The following is an 18,991-nucleotide window of genomic DNA, read 5'->3' as shown; positions in this document are numbered from 1 at the left end:
ACAGGCATTATTCCGCTTTGAACACCGAAGTGTCGGTTTGCGAGGCAGGTGCTGCGGTGTTGTCTGCTTCTGTTTCGGCGGCTTGCGCTTCCTGACGTTTTTTCTCTGAAAGGTACAGGCTGATTTGGTGTACCAAATCTTGTGTGCCTTCGTGGGTAAGGGCGCTGATTTTGAAGAGGCGGGGGGTGTTCATGTCGAAGCCGAAGCGGTCGTCCGGTTCGGGGAAATCCCAGCCGATGGCGTTTAAGAACTCGGCTGCGCGGGTTTCTGCTTCTTCGGGTGTGAGCATGTCGAGCTTGTTTAATACCAGCCAGCGCGGTTTGCCGTACAGCTCTTCGTCGTATTTGCGCAATTCGTTGATGATGGCCAATGCTTCTTCTGCGGGAACCACGCTTTCGTCAAACGGAGCCAAGTCCACAACGTGCAGCAAGAGGCCGGTGCGGGAGAGGTGTTTCAAAAAACGGTGGCCGAGCCCCGCGCCTTCTGCCGCGCCTTCGATCAGGCCGGGGATGTCGGCCATGACGAAACTGTGGTTTTCATCAATCCGTACCACGCCGAGGTTGGGGTGTAATGTGGTAAACGGATAGTCCGCCACTTTGGGGCGTGCGGCGGAAACGGCGCGGATAAGGGTGGATTTGCCGGCGTTGGGCATGCCCAAGAGGCCGACGTCGGCCAATACTTTCAGCTCTAAAATCAGGCTGCGGGCTTCTCCTTCTTCGCCGGGCGTGGCCTGTTTGGGCGCGCGGTTGACCGATGATTTGAAATGGATGTTGCCCAATCCGCCTTTGCCGCCTTTGGCCAGGCAGACTTTTTGGCCGTGGCGGGTGAGGTCGGCTACGGTTTCATCGGTGTCGGCATCGCGGATAAGCGTGCCCACGGGCATGTGCAGCTCGATATCGTCGGCACCTGCGCCGTAGCGGTCGGAGCCGTGACCTTTTTCGCCGTTTTTGGCTTGGTAGCGTTTGACGAAACGGTATTCAACCAGGGTATTGATGTTTTCGTCGGCCACCGCATACACGCTGCCGCCGCGTCCGCCGTCGCCGCCGTCGGGGCCGCCGCGCGGTACGAATTTTTCACGGCGGAAGCTGACTGCGCCATTGCCGCCGCGTCCTGCGGAAACTTCGATTTTTGCTTCGTCTATAAATTTCATAATGGTGTTTCTTTGCTTTTAAGATGTTTTCAGACAGGCATTTATTTATGCCTGTCTGAAAAGGAATCGGTAATGTGAAATCAATGGGTAATCAAACGGATGCGCTATATTATAAAGCATAATGCGCGTTTGGGATATGCGCATGCCTGTCTGAAAACTTTTCAGACAGGCATGGGTTAGGCTTGTTGCCAGTTGCCTTGAAAATTGCGTTTGCGCTTCCAAAAAGCTCGGCCGGATTTGGCTTTGATGTTTAATGTGCCGCCGAAAGCGCCGTCGGTTGCCAGCGTGAGCTGCTTGAGGCTGCCTTGCTTTAATGCTTGCAGGGCGGGGGCGAAGAAGCGATCGTCCCAAGTTTCAAGCGTGTGTTTGTAAGTCCACACATCTCCTGTGTGGGCGGTGTCGGCCAAGTCGTTTAGAAAAATAAGATGCCTGTCTGAAGCGGGGGCTTCTGCTGCCCACTGTTGCCATGCGGCGTAGTCGTAAGGTGCATCGGACTTCGGGCCGGAATAGGCTTGGGCCCATTCGCTGTCGGTGGTGAGCGGGTCAAACCGGGTTTGTGTGCCGGCCAGATCGTTCCACAGCCAAACCCCGTTTACTGCCGGCTGGCCTTGTGCGGTGCGTTCGCTGTTGGTGTCGGATGAATGCAGCCACATTTGGATTTCGGTTTGATACTGCATCCATTGGGTTGCATCGCCGCCTTCTGCCCGTGCTGTGCCGTCGAGTGAGCCTAATACATCCAATATGCAGGGAACCTGCCAATCGGGTTGGTGAGGTGTTTCAACCAGCCATAAGTCCGGCCGGTAGGGATGGAAACGCCAGCCTGTGTCTGCATAAAAACCGTTTAATCCTGTGCAGAAAGCTTCAGCCTGTCGGGCGGAAATGCCCAAACCCGCCCCGCCCAACATGCTGGCGCTGTGCATTCCCATCTGCTGCCATACGGGGCTGGCAAATACGGCGGTTTGTTGAGGGGCGATGCCAAGCGTGTGCTTGGCATGTGCAATCAGGCTGCCTTGCCATAAAAACGATGCAAAAAATGCAGAAGTATCAACAGAGTGGGGCGTGAGTATGCCGAAGCGCAACAATTCGTTTAAAGCCGGTGTGCTTAAAGGCGGTAATTGCGCGGGGCTGCTTTGATTAAGGGCGGGCAGGGCGATGGTCAGTTCCATGAGGTGGGTTGGCTCAAGTGCGAAAGCCGCATTCTACGTTATTTTTGAAATGCTTGGCGCGGTTAGCGGTTTTGTGTGAGTGGTTTCGGGCTGTTTTATGGTAGAATATCAATTGGGATAAATTGGGTAAAAAAGAGAAAACCATGCTGTCAATTTAACGGACAGCCCTGATAATACAGCCGAAAATTTATTTATCCTAATCATTGATTCTAATTATGAAGCGTCATCTTGAAGGCGTAAACGGTGTGTAATCCGCACCACGAAACATTCAGGACAGAACCGTGACAACAGAAAAGAAACCATCAGCAAACACAGCTAAAAAACCGATCCGCTGGACTTTATTGGGCATTATGCTGCCGGTATCCGCCGTGATGACCACTTACGCTGTGACCGAACCCTTACCTAAAGGGCTTTATAAAGCCGAGCGCATTTCGCAAGAGCTGCCGGCCGTATTTGTAAAAAGCAATGAAGTGCAGAGCAGCTACTGGACTGCCGAAACCGTTGAAGTGGGCGACAGCCTGAGCGATGTGCTGGCGCGTGCAGGTATTTCGGAAGGCAGCATCAAAAAAGCTTTGCTGCAAAGCAAAATCGATAACAATCTGAAAAAACTCAATCCCGGCCAAACCGTGAGCATCCGCTTGGATTCGACCGGCGATGCTACCGATATCCAGTTTTTCGCCAATGACGACAACGGCGAAAGCAATTTGGTAGCCATTCAGAAAGTAAACGGCCAATGGCAGGCTTCTACTTCCGAAATCACCATGAAGACCATGCCTTCGTTACGCTCCATTATCGTGCGCACATCTGCACAAGGCGCTTTGGCGCAGGCAGGCGTGGGCATTGAATTGCGTGAATCTTTGCGCGATATTTTCAGCGATAAAATGAATGTGGATGAGCTGCGACCCGGCGACCAAATCCGCCTGCTGTATAACAGCATGTACTTCCGTGGTCAGGAAATGGCAGCGGGAGACATTTTGGCGGCGGAAATCATCAAGGGCGGTAAAACTTACAAAGCCTATTATTATGATAAAGGCGATGAAGGCGGCAGTTATTATGACGAGCGCGGCAAATCATTGAAACATGCCAGCGCGTTTAATGTGAAGCCGGTTGAGTACACCCGCATTTCCTCTCCTTACGGCGTGCGTATGCACCCTGTATTGCATACGGTAAAAATGCACACCGGTATCGACTATGCGGCGCCTGAAGGCACACCGATTTATGCACCTGCCGATGGTGCGGTAACTTGGAAAGGCTGGAAAGGCGGTTATGGTCATACGGTTATGCTGATGCATTCGAATGGTGTGGAAACGCTGTATGGTCATATGAGCGCTTACGCACCGATAGGTACTGCGGTAAAAGCAGGCGACCTCATCGGTTATGTGGGCAGCACAGGCCGCTCTACCGGTCCGCACCTGCACTATGAAGCGCGTATTAACGGCCAACATGTTAACCCTACCACCGTTGCTTTGCCGACTCCGAAAATGGAGCAGGTTAATATGGCGCGATTTAACCAGCAGCGTGAGAAATCCGATACAATGCTCTCCGCTATCCGCAATCTTCCGGTAACGGTGGCTCAAGTAGATTAGTTTTAAGCAGTTTGTTTAAAAATGCCTGTCTGAAAAAATTTCAGACAGGCATTTTCTATTTTTTATTGAAGATTGGCTTTTACCTTCATGTGACAGAAATATGACAAAAAATGTCATCGGCAAATTGGCGGAAAATGTTTGTTATGACAAAAAATGGCAAACAATATACGCATCACGATAGGGGCAAATTTTGCTGTTTTCAGGAAAGAAGGTTTTTGTTTATTTTAAATAATAAAAAAAACAAGTAGATAGAATATATTTTTAATTTAATTTATAAATTGGCATGATAAATGCTAGATATTTTATGTCTGCAAAGCAACGCAGACACAATTAAGGGAAATTAATTTATATAAAGCCAAACACATTACGGTCAGCGTCTCAAACGAAAAACTAGAAAAGAAAACACCCAAACACATCACGGCATCAAGCAGGAAACAGGAAAGGGGAAGCATTGAGCAAATACACTACAGGGAAACGTCTTAATTACTCAAAAAAACTTAAAGGGAAACAATAGGCCAAATACATTACGGGGACAGCGTTAGCAGTAAAAAAAGCGCAAAAAGAACACAGGCCAAACACATTAAAGCAGTTACTCATGATTAAGCGGGCGCACGGATTGTGAAAAATCATCATCCGTTGGTTTTCAGACCCGCAGTAAAGATTCAGTCGGCAGCAGTATATATAGGGGGAAAACCTGCATCCGGCTGGCGGGCAGAAATGTTGCATGGATTTGTGCCCGCAACCTATTATCAGGCAGACAGGGGGTGTTTGCTTTGATAATTTAAGCTGTATTTCTAACTTTACGCTTCTTTAATAGTCATATTAAAGAAGCTTTTTTTTGCTTTTCGTTTACAAAAATGGCGAAAGGTTTATTTAATTTGGCCGCAAGTAATGACGCAATGGCCTTTTCGCATTATCATTAATCAACCAAGCCGGTGATTTAAAGGAAAAGACTATGTATGAAGTAAACCGAAGCGTATTTTTGCTGATTCCGCTGGAGCCTTTCTGGAACTGGTTGCAGGAAATCGGTGTGGATGCGGAAGATTTTACTTTGGAAGATTTGCAGGCAGATGCAAATTCTTACTTGGTCAGCCCTTGTGATGACGTTGAACAAGTGTGGGACGAAATCGAATCGCGTTTTGAAGAAATTTTTGCCGCCGAATTGGCCGATTGGTGTGAAGACGAGGACTTATGGCCTGATTTGCATCCTGATATTTTTCAGGAATGGTTTGATATCCAGCTCTCGACTATTGTTACCGATTTGTCTGCCGAACCGTTGGCACGGGAATCGTTTGAGCCGATTAAATTAAGTTGATATGGCTATTACTGTACGCAGCTACCATCTTGATGGCTACGGTCATGTAAACAATGCGCGCTATCTTGAGTTTCTCGAAGAAGCGCGCTGGGCTTTTTTTGAGCGGCATGGTTTGTCTGATTTGTTGCAGGGCATACAGATGGTGGTGTCTCGCATTGATATCCGCTATCGGCGCAGCGCTACCGAGGGTGATATTTTGGAAATGGAGACCCGTTTGCTGGAGATTTTGCCGCGGCAGGTAAAATTCAGACAGGCAATCTTCTTTGTGCAGGGTGGGAAAACGGCAGTCGAAGCGGAAGTTACATTAATGAGTACGCAAAACGGGAAAGCCGTGAGCTTGTCGGCGCCCTTACGGGAAGCGCTGAATCTTTTGTTTGAGAGGGATAGATGAAGAAAATTTTGTTATTGGTCGTGTTGGCGTTGGTTGGCGGTTTAATTGCTTATGTGCTGGTGCCGAAAGCAAACCCAGCGCCCGATTTTTCACTAAAAGGTTTGGATGGCAAAATGTACGGTAATGCCAGTCTGAAAGGTAACGTTACTTTTATTAATTTTTGGTTTCCCACTTGCCCCGGCTGCGTGAGCGAGATGCCGAAGGTTATTAAAATGGCGCAAGATTACCGGGGGAAAAACTTTCAGGTGCTCGGCATTGCACAACCGATCGATCCGCTCGAAAGCGTCGAAAACTATGCGAAAAGCCGTTCGTTGCCTTTCCCGGTGGTGTATGATGCCGACGGTAAAGTGGGGAAAGCGTTTAATACCGTGGTTTACCCGACTTCGATACTCATCAATAAAAACGGCGAGATATTGAAAACTTTTGTGGGCGAGCCTGATTTTGCGGCTTTGTATCAGCAGATTGATGCTGAACTGAATAAATAGCCGGTATGCCTGTCTGAAATTCAGACAGGCATTTTGTATCTTTTATTGGTTTATTTTGATAATTAAATTTTACAATAAGATATATGTGAGAAATTTACGCAATTAAATAACAATTTGGTAGTGAAACAGCTTGTCAAAACGCGTTAAAAACGCTACCCTACGCAGCATGATTTACCCAGTATAAATTGAGAATAATATGAACCGCTTACAAAAAACAGATGATGTACGCATTAATGCCATTGATGAGTTATTGCCCCCGATTGCCCATTTATATGAATTACCGATTACCGATGAAGTGGTTGATTTGGTGGTAAAAACCCGTCAGGAAATCGCTGATTTGGTGCATGGCAGAGACAACCGTTTGCTGGTTATTATCGGCCCGTGCTCTATCCATGACCCGCAAGCGGCAATCGAATATGCCCAACGTTTGCTGCCATTGCGCAAAAAATATGAAAAAGAATTGCTGATTGTGATGCGGGTTTATTTTGAAAAGCCGCGCACCACCGTAGGCTGGAAAGGTTTGATTAACGATCCGCATCTCGACGGCACATTCGACATCAATTTCGGCCTGCGCCAAGCGCGTAAATTATTATTGGATTTAAATACCTTGGGCATGCCGGCATCCACAGAATTTTTGGATATGATCACGCCGCAATATTATGCCGACCTCATTTCGTGGGGCGCCATCGGTGCGCGGACAACCGAAAGCCAAGTTCACCGTGAACTTGCCTCCGGCTTGTCTTGCCCTGTCGGATTTAAAAATGGTACGGACGGCAATTTGAAGATTGCCATCGACGCAATCGGCGCAGCTTCCCATCCGCACCATTTCCTTTCGGTTACCAAAACCGGCCACAGCGCCATCGTACATACTGCCGGTAATAAAGATTGCCACGTTATCTTGCGCGGCGGCAAAGAGCCGAATTACGACAGCAAACATGTGAAAGCCGCGGCAGAGGAGCTGATTAAAGCAGGTGCAACGCCGAAATTGATGGTTGATTTCAGCCATGCCAACAGCCGGAAAGACTACAAACGCCAAATGGAAGTGGCGCAAGATGTTGCCCAACAGCTCCATAACGGAGAAACCAATATTATGGGTGTGATGGTGGAAAGTCATTTGGTAGAAGGCCGCCAAGACAAACCCGAAACTTATGGCCAAAGTATTACGGATGCCTGCATCGGTTGGAACGAAACGGAAGCATTGCTTGAGTTGCTGGCCGAAGCAAACCGCAGCCGCGTGTAAGATATAGATAGCAGAAGAGCGATGCCTGTCTGAAAACACATTCAGACAGGCATGTTTTCTTTAATAGAGAGAAACCAGCTTAAAAATAGCAGAATTATCATATTTGGGCTTGACCAGAGTAGCTTAAGCTTTACTAATGTCGGAGAGATTGGGATCAGGCCGAGCATGAATACTGTTATTAAGTAAGCGGTTTAACTATGAAACTGAAGAATGAAATATGGCGCATTTCCTGAAGAATCATGCTGTTCACGATGCAAGCCTGCTGGTGTGTCGTGGCGGTATCACATGCATTGAAGAGTCTAAAGGTAGCATGACGAGTGATTCCCCGTTTGCCGTCGCCAGCATTTCCAAATTGTATACGCATGCGCTGATTTTTCAGCTAATTGACCGCAGCGGATTGAGTTACGGAACAAAATTGACTGATATTTTGCCGCACAATATCACCCGTTATTTGCCTCGAGCTGGACAAGTAAGCATCCGCCATCTTATCGACCAAAACTCTGGATTTCCTAATTATGAACAAGATTGCCAGCCGGGTGGTACGGTACTGATAAACGAGATTTTTCGGCATGACCGGCGAATGGAATTGGAAGAAGCGCTGGAGATTTTGTCAAGGCTGCCGCCAAAGTCAAAGCCGGGCGGGCAAAAGGCATATTATGCCGATATCAATGCTATGCTGTTGGGTAAAATCGCTGAAGTGATTACCGGAAAATCTGCCAAACAATTATTGACTGACTCTATTTGCCAACCGCTTGATCTCAAGCAGACACATTGGGCGGACGGCAGCGAAGAAATCGCACCGATATATAACGGCGCCCGCATTATAGCCTGCCGACAATATCTTGCAAGCCAAGTCTATCAGGGCGGTATTGTTGCAACCAATGCAGAGCTGATGCGCTTTACGCAGGCATTCTTTGGTGGTAAGCTTTTCAACGCATCGCATATTGATAGCCCGACTTTCCGGGCTATCCAATTCTTCCCCTTAAAGTACGGCAGCGGCATGATGCAGCTAACAGTAGCGCCGTTGGTAGCATATTTCTTCAGAGGCGTTCGCGAGATTCGCGGTCATAGCGGCGTTACCGGTAGCTTTGCATTTTATTGCCCGCAGAAAGAAGTGTTTGTTACCGGCACAGTCAACCAGCTCAAATACAAACCGTACGCAACCATATTTCGATCAATCGCGGCGTGTGATAAAAATCGGGTGTCACGATAAAACCAATGCCTAAAATAGCCGCAATAACTTCAGGAAACATAAATTATGGCAAAACCCAAAGGCGGCCTTGGAGGCAAGGGCTTGGATTCACTATTGGCCGGAAATATAGAAGACAATAGCGGCGACAAGTTAACCACAATTCCCATCGGCGATATCAAACCCGGCCGCTACCAGCCGCGTGTACAAATGGATGATGAAGCTTTGCAGGAATTGGCCGAATCCATTAAAGCACAAGGCGTTATCCAACCGGTTATCGTGCGTGAGCATGGGCTGTCGCAATATGAGTTGATAGCAGGCGAGCGCAGATGGCGGGCCAGCCAATTGGCCGGATTAACAGAAATTCCGGTGGTAATCAAAAGCATCAGCGATGAAACTGCTTTGGCGATGGGCTTGATTGAAAACCTGCAACGGGAAAATCTTAATCCTATTGAAGAAGCACGCGGATTGAAACGTCTTGCGGATGAATTCAGCCTGACACACGAAACCATTGCCAAGGCGGTAGGAAAAAGCCGCAGTGCCATTTCCAACAGCATGCGCTTGCTCGGTCTGCCGGTGCCTGTTCAAGATATGCTTTACCAGCGCCGGTTGGAAATGGGGCATGCCAGAGCATTATTGACCCTACCGGTTGTGGAGCAGTTGGAGTTGGCTCAAAAGGCAGTGAAATATGGTTGGTCTGTGCGGGAAGTAGAACGCCGAAGCCAACTTTTGCAACATGGCAAAAAAACTGAACCCGTGAAAAAAAATCATCCGGACATTCAACGCCTTAACGATTTACTCACTGAAACCCTTGGGGTTAATGCGGAGATACGCAGCACGAACAATAAAAAAGGCAAAATCGTTTTGCATTTCGACACTCCGGAAACATTGGATGCTTTATTAAAAAAACTGGGTATCGAATTTGATTAATTCATTAACCAACAATTGGATGTTATTAATCATAGTTCGATGATATTTAACAATAGTCTGATTTACCGAATGCCTGTCTGAAAATACCCTTTTGTTCAGATAGGCATTGGTTCATTTAAAAATAAAATGAACTTTAATATGCGCTGCCTCTTAAAAAATCATAGCATGAATTTGCGATTGAATGAAAAGAAAAACTTATTTCTATTCTAAAAATAATTAGAATTATATTTCGTATATTATAAAATATAGACATAATATGTTTCAATATTTTCATATTGAAACATAATTCAATATTTTTCTTGGTTTGTGGCTGAGAGTTTGATTTGTGAACAAATGACTTCTTTTTTACATACTGTAAGATTTTATTGCGATTTTGGTGTAATCTCTTGTAATTTTGAGGGAATTAAGATGAAATACGCCTTGAGTCAAAACTGATGAGTTTGATCAATTTTTCGTTGAACGTTCGTGCTTATGTTCAGATACAGCCAGGGTAAAAAGATTGACGAAAATTAACAAATTCCTTGACGCTGATACAGCTCTTTTATTATAGTAGCGCCGTTAAATATGCGGCTGTTATGCGCTAAAAATTGCAGCTAAGCTATGAGTAAGATTTTAATATTGCAGGCGGGCGTCTTGCTTGTTGTATCAGCAATTTCAGGTGTTGTAGGCGGTGTTGATAGCTTGTTATCGGCTTTGGCAGGCGGTTTGTGCTATTTGCTGCCTTCGTCTGTTACGGTACTGGTCTTAAAACTTTTCAAGCCTTATCCCAAGTTTGCGGGTTATGGATTTCTTCTCGGAGAAGGTTTAAGAATAGTACTGGCTTTGATTATGATGCTTGTTGTGTTTGCAATATGGCATCAAGTGCTGGTTTTCATTCCGTTTTTATTCGGATTGCTGGCGGTCAGTCATGTGGTTTTTTTAGTATTTTGGAAAGTTCAACGTTATGGCAAGTGAATCAATAACCGCTGCCGACTATATCAAGCACCATTTGCAAAGCTTGACGAGTTTGTCGGATGTAACACAAGGGCAAGGCCTGAAGAATATCGCTGATTTTTCATTTATTAATATCGATGCGATATTTTTTGCTGTATTGACAGGTGTGATCGGTAGTTTTTTACTGTGGCGTGGTGCACGGAAAGCAACCGCCGGGGTTCCCGGGCGTTTTCAGGCAGCAGTAGAGATTCTGTTTGAATTTGTCGATGATATGTGCAAAGGCATTGTACATAACGAAAAATCGCGCAAGTTTGTTGCACCGCTGGGTCTGACTTTGTTTGTTTGGATCTTTATGATGAATGCCATGGATTTGCTGCCGGTTGATTTGTTGCCGGTTGCTTGGCAAACTGTTACAAGTGAGCACCATGCATTATTGCGTGTCGTACCTACTGCGGATTTAAATACTACTTTGGCTTTGGCTATCGGAGTATTGATAATCTGTATTTTCTATAACATCAAAATCAAAGGGTTTGGCGGCTGGTTGCATGAAATGTTTAGTGCGCCATTTGGCCCGAAACTCGGCCCGGCAAACTTTATTTTAAATATTGTTGAATTCTTGTCTAAAACAGTTTCACACGGTATGCGGTTGTTCGGTAACATGTATGCAGGAGAATTGGTATTCCTGCTAATCGCATTATTAGGTGGTGCTTGGGCTGCATCTGGAAGCGTAGGCGTTTTAGATCCGATTATGTTTGTTTTTCATCTTATCGCAGGCTTGATTTGGGCTATTTTCCATATTTTGGTTATTACGCTGCAAGCCTTTATTTTCATGGCATTGGCGTTTGTTTATATTGGACAAGCACATGATGCCCACTAGGTGAAAACTTTCAATTTAATAGAGATTATTTAATTTAGTAGTTTTTTAACGTTGTTTTAACCTTTAGTTTTTCTTTCATTTTAAGGAGTTTTGAGATGGGTTTGATTGCTATCGCTTGTGGTTTGATCGTGGCTTTGGGTGCTTTAGGCGCTTCTATCGGTATTGCCATGGTTGGTTCTAAATATTTGGAATCTTCTGCACGTCAGCCAGAACTGATTGGCCCGCTGCAAACTAAATTGTTCCTGATTGCAGGTTTGATTGATGCGGCTTTCTTGATTGGTGTGGCCATCGCACTGTTGTTTGCCTTCGTTAACCCGTTCTCAGGCTAATCAAAACAGAAAACTGTTTCGATACAAATGGTATAAGTCCGTTTGTTTGATTAACCCTAAATGCGAAGGTTAAGTAATGAATATTAATGCAACCTTATTTGCGCAAATTCTTGTATTTGTCGGTTTGGTATGGTTTACCATGCGTTTTGTGTGGCCTCCAATCGCTAAAGCATTAGATGAGCGCGCCGACAAAATCGCAGAAGGTCTGGCTGCAGCAGAACGTGGCAAAAGCGATTTTGAGCAGGCAGAAAAGAAAGTTGCAGAACTCTTGGCCGAAGGGCGTAACCAGGTTACCGAAATGGTAGCCAATGCCGAAAAACGTGCAGCGCAAATTGTAGAAGAGGCCAAAAGCCAAGCATCTGCAGAAGCTGCCCGTATTGCAGAACAAGCTAAAGCTGATGTGGAACAAGAAGCGAATCGCGCCCGCGAAGCTTTGCGTGAGCAAGTGGCTTTCTTGGCTGTAAAAGGTGCTGAATCAATTTTGCGTCGTGAAGTAAATGAAGCACAGCACGCACAGTTGTTGAGCAATCTGAAACAGGAGCTGTAATACTATGGCCGAGTTCGCAACCATTGCCAGACCTTATGCGAAAGCATTATTTGAGCTGGCAGTTGAAAAAAATCAAATTGAAGCTTGGTTGGGCGGACTAAAAGAATTAGCATGGTCTGTGCAGCAGACTTCGGTTGCAGCTATGATTGAAGAAACCGATGCTAGCAGCACTCAAAAAGCCGATGAACTAGCTCGTTTATTGAGTGAATCTGAAGCTATGAAAAGTGATGAGTTTCGCAACTTTATTTATGTTGTAGCCGAAGAGAAGCGTCTTCAGGTTTTACCTGAAATTTATACCCAATACCAAGATTTGACTTTATCACGTAACCAATCCCAGAAAGCGGTTATTTATAGTGCATATGAGTTTGCTGGCGAAGGTCAAAAAGCAAATATCGTCAAAGAGCTTGAGCAGCACTTCAATACCCGTTTGGAGGCGGAGTTTGAGGTTGATCCAAATTTAATTGGCGGTCTCAAAATTGAAGTGGGTGATCAAGTACTGGATCTGTCGGTGCAGGCAAAGCTAAAAAACCTGTATGCGGCAATGACAAATTAGGAGAGTTTTCATGCAGCTTAATCCTGCTGAAATTAGCGATTTGCTGAAAGCCAAAATTGAGAACCTGAACACCAAACAGGAAGTACGCACACGAGGTACGGTAATTTCTGTAACTGATGGTATTGTTCGTGTACATGGCTTATCAGATGTAATGCAAGGTGAAATGCTTGAGTTTCCCGGTAACACTTATGGCTTGGCAATGAACTTGGAGCGTGACTCCGTTGGTGCCGTTGTGTTGGGTGAATATGAGCATATTAAAGAAGGCGATGAAGTTAAATGTACTAACCGCATTCTTGAAGTGCCGATTGGTCGTGAATTGGTTGGTCGTGTAGTTAACGCATTAGGCCAACCGATTGATGGTAAGGGGCCTATCAATACCACATTGACCGCCCCAATTGAAAAAATCGCACCGGGTGTGATTGCACGTCAGTCAGTTGATCAGCCGATGCAAACAGGCTTGAAGTCGATTGACTCAATGGTTCCGGTTGGTAGAGGCCAGCGCGAATTGATTATTGGTGACCGTCAAACTGGTAAAACAGCTGTTGCTTTGGATGCTATTGTTAACCAAAAAGGCAATGGTGTAATTTGTATTTATGTTGCGGTTGGTCAAAAAGCTTCTTCTATCGCTAACGTAGTACGCAAATTAGAAGAGCATGGGGCAATGGAACATACCATTATTGTTGCTGCAACAGCTTCAGAAGCTGCCGCACTGCAATTTATCGCGCCTTATGCTGGTTGTACCATGGGTGAATTTTTCCGTGACCGTGGTGAAGATGCATTGATTGTATATGATGATTTGTCAAAACAAGCAGTTGCTTATCGTCAAATTTCTTTGCTTCTGCGTCGTCCTCCTGGTCGTGAGGCTTATCCCGGTGATGTATTTTACCTGCACTCTCGTTTGTTAGAGCGTGCTGCGCGTATTAATGCCGATGAAGTAGAAAAATTAACCAATGGCGAAGTAAAAGGTAAGACAGGTTCATTAACAGCACTGCCAATTATTGAAACCCAAGCCGGTGACGTTTCTGCGTTCGTTCCGACTAACGTAATTTCAATTACTGACGGTCAGATTTTCTTGGAAACAGATTTATTTAACTCTGGTATCCGTCCCGCAATTAACGCTGGTATTTCAGTATCGCGTGTAGGTGGTGCGGCACAAACTAAAGTCATCAAAAAGCTGGGTGGTGGTATCCGTTTGGCATTGGCTCAGTATCGTGAACTGGCAGCGTTCTCACAGTTTGCTTCGGATTTGGATGAAGCTACTCGTAAGCAACTCCAGCATGGTGAAATTGTGACTGAATTAATGAAACAAAAACAATTCAGTACATTAAATACTGCAGAAATGGCATTGACTTTGTGGGCCATTAATAATGGTTCTTACGAAGATGTGCCTGTATCTAAAGCATTGGCTTTTGAAGCAGAGTTCCTGAGCTATGTACGCACTCAACACCCGGATGTTCTGAATGCTATTAATGCTTCCGGAGCGATGTCTGACGATAGCGAACAAGTGCTGACCCAGGCCATGAAATCCTTCAAATCTTCTTACAATTATCAAGCGTAAGATCAAAGAGACTGAAAGGAGTCTGAAATGGCAGTAGGTAAAGAGATTCTCACCAAAATCCGTAGTGTTCAGAATACCCAAAAGATCACTAAAGCGATGCAAATGGTGTCAACCTCTAAAATGCGGAAGACTCAAGAGCGCATGCGCTTGGCTAGACCTTATGCAGAAAAAGTTCGTTTGGTGATGAGCCACTTGGCTCAAACCAACGATAAGGAACATGGCATTAAGCTGCTTGAAGAGCACAAAAGTGTACAGCGTGTAGGCTTTATTTTAATTACCACTGATAAAGGTTTGTGTGGTGGTTTAAATGCCAATATCCTGAAGAAATTCTTAATGCAAGTGCAAGAATACCAATCTCAAGGTATTGAAGTTGATGTTGTTTGCATCGGTAGCAAAGGATTAGCGGCTTGTCAGCGTATCGGTTTGGATGTGATTGCCAGTGTTACTAACTTAGGTGATACGCCTAGGATGGAAATGATGCTGGGTCCATTAACAGAAATTTTCCAACGATATGAAAAACATGAATTAGATACAATTCATCTTGTCTATTCAGGTTTTGTCAATACAATGCGACAAGAGCCTCGCATGGAAGTGCTTTTACCAATTGGTAAAAGTGTTTTTGAAGAAATGGGGGATGGTAAATATAATTGGGATTACCGTTACGAACCTAGTTCTTCGGCAGTGTTGGAATATTTGGTCCGCCGTTATTTAGAGTCTGTGGTTTACCAAGCATTAAGCGATAATATGGCTTCAGAACAAGCTGCTCGTATGGTGGCGATGAAAGCTGCGACAGATAATGCTGGTAATGCAATTAAAGAGTTGCGTTTGGTGTATAACAAATCGCGCCAAGCAGCAATTACCACAGAATTGTCAGAAATTGTGGCAGGTGCTGCTGCCGTGTAAGGTAGCTGCCTGTCAATTAAACACTATAGGATACGATAATGAGCCAAGGCAAAATCGTACAAATTATTGGTGCGGTGGTAGACGTGGAATTTCCACGCGATTCTATTCCGCGCGTATATGATGCTCTTAAACTAGTGGATAGAGAACTGACGCTTGAAGTACAACAACAGTTGGGTGATGGTGTCGTTCGTACTATTGCGATGGGTAGTTCCGACGGCCTCAAACGAGGTTTGGCGGTAGTTAACACCGGTGCTCCAATTACAGTGCCTGTGGGCAAAGCAACATTAGGCCGTATTATGGACGTATTAGGTAATCCGGTTGATGAAGCTGGTCCGATTGGCTCCGAGCAAACCCGAGCAATCCACCAACCTGCTCCTAAGTTCGACGAGCTTTCTAGCGCCACAGAGATTTTGGAAACAGGTATTAAAGTAATTGATTTGCTTTGCCCGTTTGCCAAAGGCGGTAAAGTAGGTTTGTTTGGTGGTGCGGGAGTGGGCAAAACCGTAAATATGATGGAGTTGATTAACAACATCGCGAAAGCACACAGCGGTTTGTCTGTATTTGCCGGTGTGGGTGAACGGACGCGTGAAGGTAATGACTTTTATCATGAGATGAAAGATTCCAATGTATTAGATAAAGTAGCCATGGTTTACGGTCAGATGAACGAGCCTCCCGGTAACCGTTTGCGCGTTGCGCTAACTGGCTTGTCTATGGCCGAATTCTTCCGTGACGAGAAAGATGAAAACGGTAAAGGCCGTGATGTATTGTTCTTTGTAGACAATATTTACCGCTATACCCTAGCCGGTACAGAAGTATCTGCATTGCTTGGCCGTATGCCTTCGGCAGTAGGTTATCAGCCGACGTTGGCAGAGGAAATGGGCCGCTTGCAAGAGCGTATTACTTCAACCCAAACAGGCTCTATTACTTCTATTCAAGCCGTATATGTACCTGCGGATGACTTGACTGACCCGTCTCCCGCGACTACTTTCGCACACTTGGATGCAACAGTGGTATTGAGCCGTGATATTGCTTCTTTGGGTATCTATCCGGCTGTGGATCCGCTTGACTCTACTTCACGCCAATTGGATCCGATGGTATTGGGTCAGGAACACTATGATGTAGCGCGCGGTGTGCAGTCTACTCTCCAGAAATATAAAGAATTGCGTGATATTATCGCCATTCTCGGTATGGACGAGTTATCTGATGAAGATAAACTGACTGTAATGCGTGCCCGCAAAATCCAACGTTTCTTGTCACAACCGTTCCACGTTGCCGAAGTATTTACAGGTTCACCGGGTAAATATGTTTCTCTGCGTGACACTATTGCTGGCTTTAAAGCTATTTTGAGCGGTGAATATGATCATCTGCCGGAGCAAGCGTTCTATATGGTAGGCGGTATCGAAGAAGCCGTTGAAAAAGGTAAGACCTTAAGTTAAGGAGGCCGGCATGGGTGTCATGCAAGTTGAAGTGGTAAGTAACGAAGATAACATTTTTTCAGGTGAAGCCAGTTTTGTTGTGGTGCCCACTCTGAATGGTGAACTTGGTATTTATCCGCGACACGAGCCGGTTATGAGTTTAGTTCGCCCGGGCGCTTTGCGTTTGCAGGTTCCCGGACAGGCGGAAGAGGTGTTGGTGGCGGTTTCTGGTGGCTTGTTAGAAGTACAGCCTGGCAAGATTACCGTTTTAGCTGATGTGGCGGTGCGCAGTACCGAAATGGATCAGGCGCGTGCCGAGCAGGCTAAAAAAGCTGCTGAAGCCCGTATTTCCGAAGCTAATGACGAAGAATCGCTCGCTAAAGCACAAGCTGCTTTGGCGGCTGCGATTGCCGAACTCAAAACGCTGGATTATCTCCGTTCGCAAAGAAAACGTTAATGTTATGTATTGGTTTCCTCGTGTGGGAACTGTTTGTAATACAGAAATCAATGCCTGCCTGAAAATATTGAGTTTCAGACAGGCATTATTATTTTGAATCAATCTTGAAGGTAAGTTGCGTACAGGGATAAATGTAAGGCGAATCAATTTATTTTTGATACAAGGTGTTAAGCCGAAGATAATACAGAGGCAGTATGGGGCAGTTTTACTTTTTGCTTCAGCGGCTTTCAAAATCGTTCTTTTTGGGCTAAGACTCAGTAAAACGCCGTAATAAAACTTACGTTTATCGACAATCTAGTCAATCAACACATTTTTAATACAAGGCAGCAAGCCGAAGACAGTACAGATACTACGGGACTGATTTTGTTGCTGCTTGAGCAGCTTAGAAAATCGTTCTTTTTGAGCTAAGGCGCAGCAACGCCGGAGTAAAAGTTAAGTTGATTGATATAGCTTTATCTTACGCTTAAAAAGCAGCCATACCATTATGCCTGTCTGAAAACCGTCTTTCAGACAGGCATCTCTATTATTCGGAAATTTGAACTGAATATAGCGGATAAGCTGCGCCGTTTTGTGCTCGCTGAAAGAGAACGATTTTGAAAGCCGCTGAAGCAAAAAGTAAAAGCTGCTCCATACTGCCAGTGTTTTGCTGCCGTGCATCAATGTTTGAACTACTGTAAAGAGCTTCCAAAGTAATCAATAAAAACTCTGCAGACCACATATAAACAGCGCCGACTATGCCGAAAGCAAAGATAAATACAGTTGAAAAGCAGCCAAAAGCCATTGGGATAGTTGCATACGCGAATGCACCGATTAGTACACGCAGCAAGGCGCGTTGTCTTAAATAAAAGATAGCCAATGTGGAATTGACTAGGATGCAAAGCATCCATGTAAATCCAAATATGCCTTGCCATGAAGCATCGAAATTTAACCCGCCGAAAATCCCGACCAGAAGGCAAATTATTGTGCTCACGGAAAACGCTTTTATAGGCCGATATTTTTTGATTACCATGTTGAATAGGGGTGTTTGCTCAAATAAGCATTGGTGTATTTTCCGTTTGAGGTGATTTCTTCGCCCAACCAATCGGGTTTGGGAAAAGGAGTGTCTTCTGAAGGCAGCTCCAGTTCTGCTACGATGAGCGGCGCATTTTCTCCGAAATATTCATCTATCTCAAACGTGAACCCCTCATGGACGACTTCGTAACGCGATTTTTCGAGTTTAAACGGGCACATCGTGTCCACCATGGCTTGGGCGTCGGCGAGTGGAATTGCATATTCAAATTCGCTGCGGGTAACATCGGAAATGTATCCTTTTAATGTTAACCATGCCTGCCGGCCGATAATCCGCACACGGATAGTGCGTTCTTTTTCAACGCTTAAGTAGCCTTGGCTCATTAGTTTTGGGCTTGAAGCGTGGGCTTTCCAGCTGTCATTTTTAATTAAGAAGCGGCGCTCTGTTTCGATATTGCTCATGGTTGTTTTGATTTAGAGGGTTGTTAAGAGTTTGGTTAAGGCTCTGAAAGTCATTATGTTTTAGAAAGGTTTGAATACCACCAAATACAGCGCGGCAATCATCAATATCACGGGAATTTCATTGAAAAAGCGATACCATTTATGGCTGTGGCGGTTGGTTTTCGCACGAAAACTGCGCAACAGCACCCGGCAATAGATATGGTAGCCCGCCAGCAGAAGGCCGATAAGCGTTTTTGCGTGTACCCAGCCGTTGCCCCACCAATGGGTTGTGAACGGTACGATGATGCCTGCAATTAGTGCGCCGATACCCAGCGGTGTCATAAATTTAAACAGTTTTTCAGCCATTACCATTAATCGGCCGTATTCGACGCTTTCCGGAGCTACCATTGCCAGATTCACATAAATGCGGGGCAGATAAAACAGCCCTGAGAACCAGGAAATAATGAAGAAAATATGGATAAATTTAAACCAAAGATACATTTTCAGACAGGCATGGG

21 protein-coding genes are annotated in these 18,991 nt (G+C 45.4%); 16 read left to right on the top strand and 5 right to left on the bottom strand.

All coding sequences use genetic code 11. From position 1 onward, the window contains the following. Positions 1 to 7: 7 nt before the first annotated feature. Together obgE and EL143_RS02615 are read right to left on the bottom strand one after the other, a co-directional pair. Positions 8 to 1,150, bottom strand: a complete 1,143-nt coding sequence (gene obgE / locus EL143_RS02620; protein WP_085416914.1) for a GTPase ObgE — start codon at positions 1,148 to 1,150, stop codon at positions 8 to 10. Between the two features lie 176 nt (positions 1,151 to 1,326). Continuing rightward, entirely contained in the window at positions 1,327 to 2,316 is a 990-nt protein-coding gene (locus EL143_RS02615) for a hypothetical protein (protein WP_085416912.1), read from the bottom strand. Positions 2,317 to 2,666: 350 nt separating this feature from the next. Between EL143_RS02615 and EL143_RS02610 the strand changes: the two genes are divergently transcribed. The 16 genes from EL143_RS02610 (at position 2,667) to EL143_RS02535 (ending at position 17,024) form a co-directional block, all read left to right on the top strand. Then, positions 2,667 to 3,902, top strand: coding sequence for a LysM peptidoglycan-binding domain-containing M23 family metallopeptidase (locus EL143_RS02610; RefSeq protein WP_372338570.1), 1,236 nt, complete (start codon positions 2,667 to 2,669; stop codon positions 3,900 to 3,902). A gap of 955 nt (positions 3,903 to 4,857) precedes the next feature. Continuing rightward, positions 4,858 to 5,217, top strand: a complete 360-nt coding sequence (locus tag EL143_RS02605) for a VacJ (protein ID WP_085416911.1) — start codon at positions 4,858 to 4,860, stop codon at positions 5,215 to 5,217. Position 5,218: 1 nt separating this feature from the next. Beyond that, positions 5,219 to 5,608, top strand: coding sequence for an acyl-CoA thioesterase (locus tag EL143_RS02600; RefSeq protein ID WP_085416910.1), 390 nt, complete (start codon positions 5,219 to 5,221; stop codon positions 5,606 to 5,608). Further along, positions 5,605 to 6,093, top strand: coding sequence for a peroxiredoxin family protein (locus EL143_RS02595; protein ID WP_085416909.1), 489 nt, complete (start codon positions 5,605 to 5,607; stop codon positions 6,091 to 6,093). Before EL143_RS02600 ends, EL143_RS02595 begins: the two co-directional genes overlap by 4 nt. A gap of 196 nt (positions 6,094 to 6,289) precedes the next feature. After that, on the top strand, positions 6,290 to 7,333 hold the full coding sequence (aroG, locus tag EL143_RS02590; protein ID WP_085416908.1) for a 3-deoxy-7-phosphoheptulonate synthase AroG: 1,044 nt from the start codon (positions 6,290 to 6,292) through the stop codon (positions 7,331 to 7,333). A gap of 217 nt (positions 7,334 to 7,550) precedes the next feature. Beyond that, positions 7,551 to 8,546: a serine hydrolase domain-containing protein gene (locus EL143_RS02585; protein ID WP_085416907.1), complete on the top strand. Its 996-nt coding sequence runs from the start codon at positions 7,551 to 7,553 to the stop codon at positions 8,544 to 8,546. A gap of 45 nt (positions 8,547 to 8,591) precedes the next feature. Next, complete coding sequence (locus EL143_RS02580; protein ID WP_085416905.1) at positions 8,592 to 9,452, top strand: ParB/RepB/Spo0J family partition protein; 861 nt, start codon at positions 8,592 to 8,594, stop codon at positions 9,450 to 9,452. Between the two features lie 600 nt (positions 9,453 to 10,052). Then, positions 10,053 to 10,406, top strand: a complete 354-nt coding sequence (locus EL143_RS02575) for an ATP synthase subunit I (protein WP_085416904.1) — start codon at positions 10,053 to 10,055, stop codon at positions 10,404 to 10,406. Further along, the gene (gene atpB, locus EL143_RS02570; protein WP_085416902.1) at positions 10,396 to 11,262 is read left to right on the top strand and encodes a F0F1 ATP synthase subunit A; all 867 of its coding nucleotides are present in this window, start codon (positions 10,396 to 10,398) and stop codon (positions 11,260 to 11,262) included. The genes EL143_RS02575 and atpB overlap by 11 nt, the downstream gene beginning before the upstream one ends. 95 nt (positions 11,263 to 11,357) lie before the next feature. After that, positions 11,358 to 11,591 (top strand): F0F1 ATP synthase subunit C, encoded by a 234-nt coding sequence (atpE, locus tag EL143_RS02565; RefSeq protein WP_085416900.1) that lies wholly within the window; start codon positions 11,358 to 11,360, stop codon positions 11,589 to 11,591. A gap of 76 nt (positions 11,592 to 11,667) precedes the next feature. Next, positions 11,668 to 12,138 (top strand): F0F1 ATP synthase subunit B, encoded by a 471-nt coding sequence (locus tag EL143_RS02560; protein WP_085416898.1) that lies wholly within the window; start codon positions 11,668 to 11,670, stop codon positions 12,136 to 12,138. A 4-nt stretch (positions 12,139 to 12,142) separates the two neighbouring features. Next, positions 12,143 to 12,691 carry a F0F1 ATP synthase subunit delta gene (locus EL143_RS02555; protein WP_085416896.1) on the top strand — a complete coding sequence of 183 codons (549 nt, stop codon included), beginning with the start codon at positions 12,143 to 12,145 and terminating at the stop codon, positions 12,689 to 12,691. Positions 12,692 to 12,701: 10 nt separating this feature from the next. Continuing rightward, positions 12,702 to 14,249: a F0F1 ATP synthase subunit alpha gene (atpA, locus tag EL143_RS02550; protein ID WP_085416894.1), complete on the top strand. Its 1,548-nt coding sequence runs from the start codon at positions 12,702 to 12,704 to the stop codon at positions 14,247 to 14,249. A gap of 27 nt (positions 14,250 to 14,276) precedes the next feature. After that, a complete protein-coding gene (gene atpG / locus EL143_RS02545; RefSeq protein ID WP_085416893.1) occupies positions 14,277 to 15,152 on the top strand; it encodes a F0F1 ATP synthase subunit gamma in 876 nt (291 codons plus the stop codon). Between the two features lie 38 nt (positions 15,153 to 15,190). Then, positions 15,191 to 16,588, top strand: coding sequence for a F0F1 ATP synthase subunit beta (gene atpD, locus EL143_RS02540; RefSeq protein WP_085416891.1), 1,398 nt, complete (start codon positions 15,191 to 15,193; stop codon positions 16,586 to 16,588). A 10-nt stretch (positions 16,589 to 16,598) separates the two neighbouring features. Then, positions 16,599 to 17,024, top strand: coding sequence for a F0F1 ATP synthase subunit epsilon (locus tag EL143_RS02535; protein ID WP_085416889.1), 426 nt, complete (start codon positions 16,599 to 16,601; stop codon positions 17,022 to 17,024). A 523-nt stretch (positions 17,025 to 17,547) separates the two neighbouring features. Here the strand turns inward: EL143_RS02535 and EL143_RS02530 are convergent. From EL143_RS02530 to EL143_RS02520, 3 genes are read right to left on the bottom strand one after another with little or no spacing between them, the layout of a single operon-like run. Continuing rightward, the gene (locus tag EL143_RS02530) at positions 17,548 to 17,994 is read right to left on the bottom strand and encodes a hypothetical protein (protein WP_126326522.1); all 447 of its coding nucleotides are present in this window, start codon (positions 17,992 to 17,994) and stop codon (positions 17,548 to 17,550) included. Positions 17,995 to 18,026: 32 nt separating this feature from the next. Continuing rightward, positions 18,027 to 18,494: a CYTH domain-containing protein gene (locus EL143_RS02525; RefSeq protein ID WP_085416885.1), complete on the bottom strand. Its 468-nt coding sequence runs from the start codon at positions 18,492 to 18,494 to the stop codon at positions 18,027 to 18,029. Positions 18,495 to 18,554: 60 nt separating this feature from the next. After that, positions 18,555 to 18,974 (bottom strand): CopD family protein, encoded by a 420-nt coding sequence (locus EL143_RS02520; protein WP_085416883.1) that lies wholly within the window; start codon positions 18,972 to 18,974, stop codon positions 18,555 to 18,557. Positions 18,975 to 18,991 lie beyond the last annotated feature (17 nt).

This window comes from Neisseria canis, assembly GCF_900636765.1.
GTDB classification, from domain to species: domain Bacteria; phylum Pseudomonadota; class Gammaproteobacteria; order Burkholderiales; family Neisseriaceae; genus Neisseria; species Neisseria canis.
This window is presented reverse-complemented; position numbering and strand designations above follow the sequence as displayed.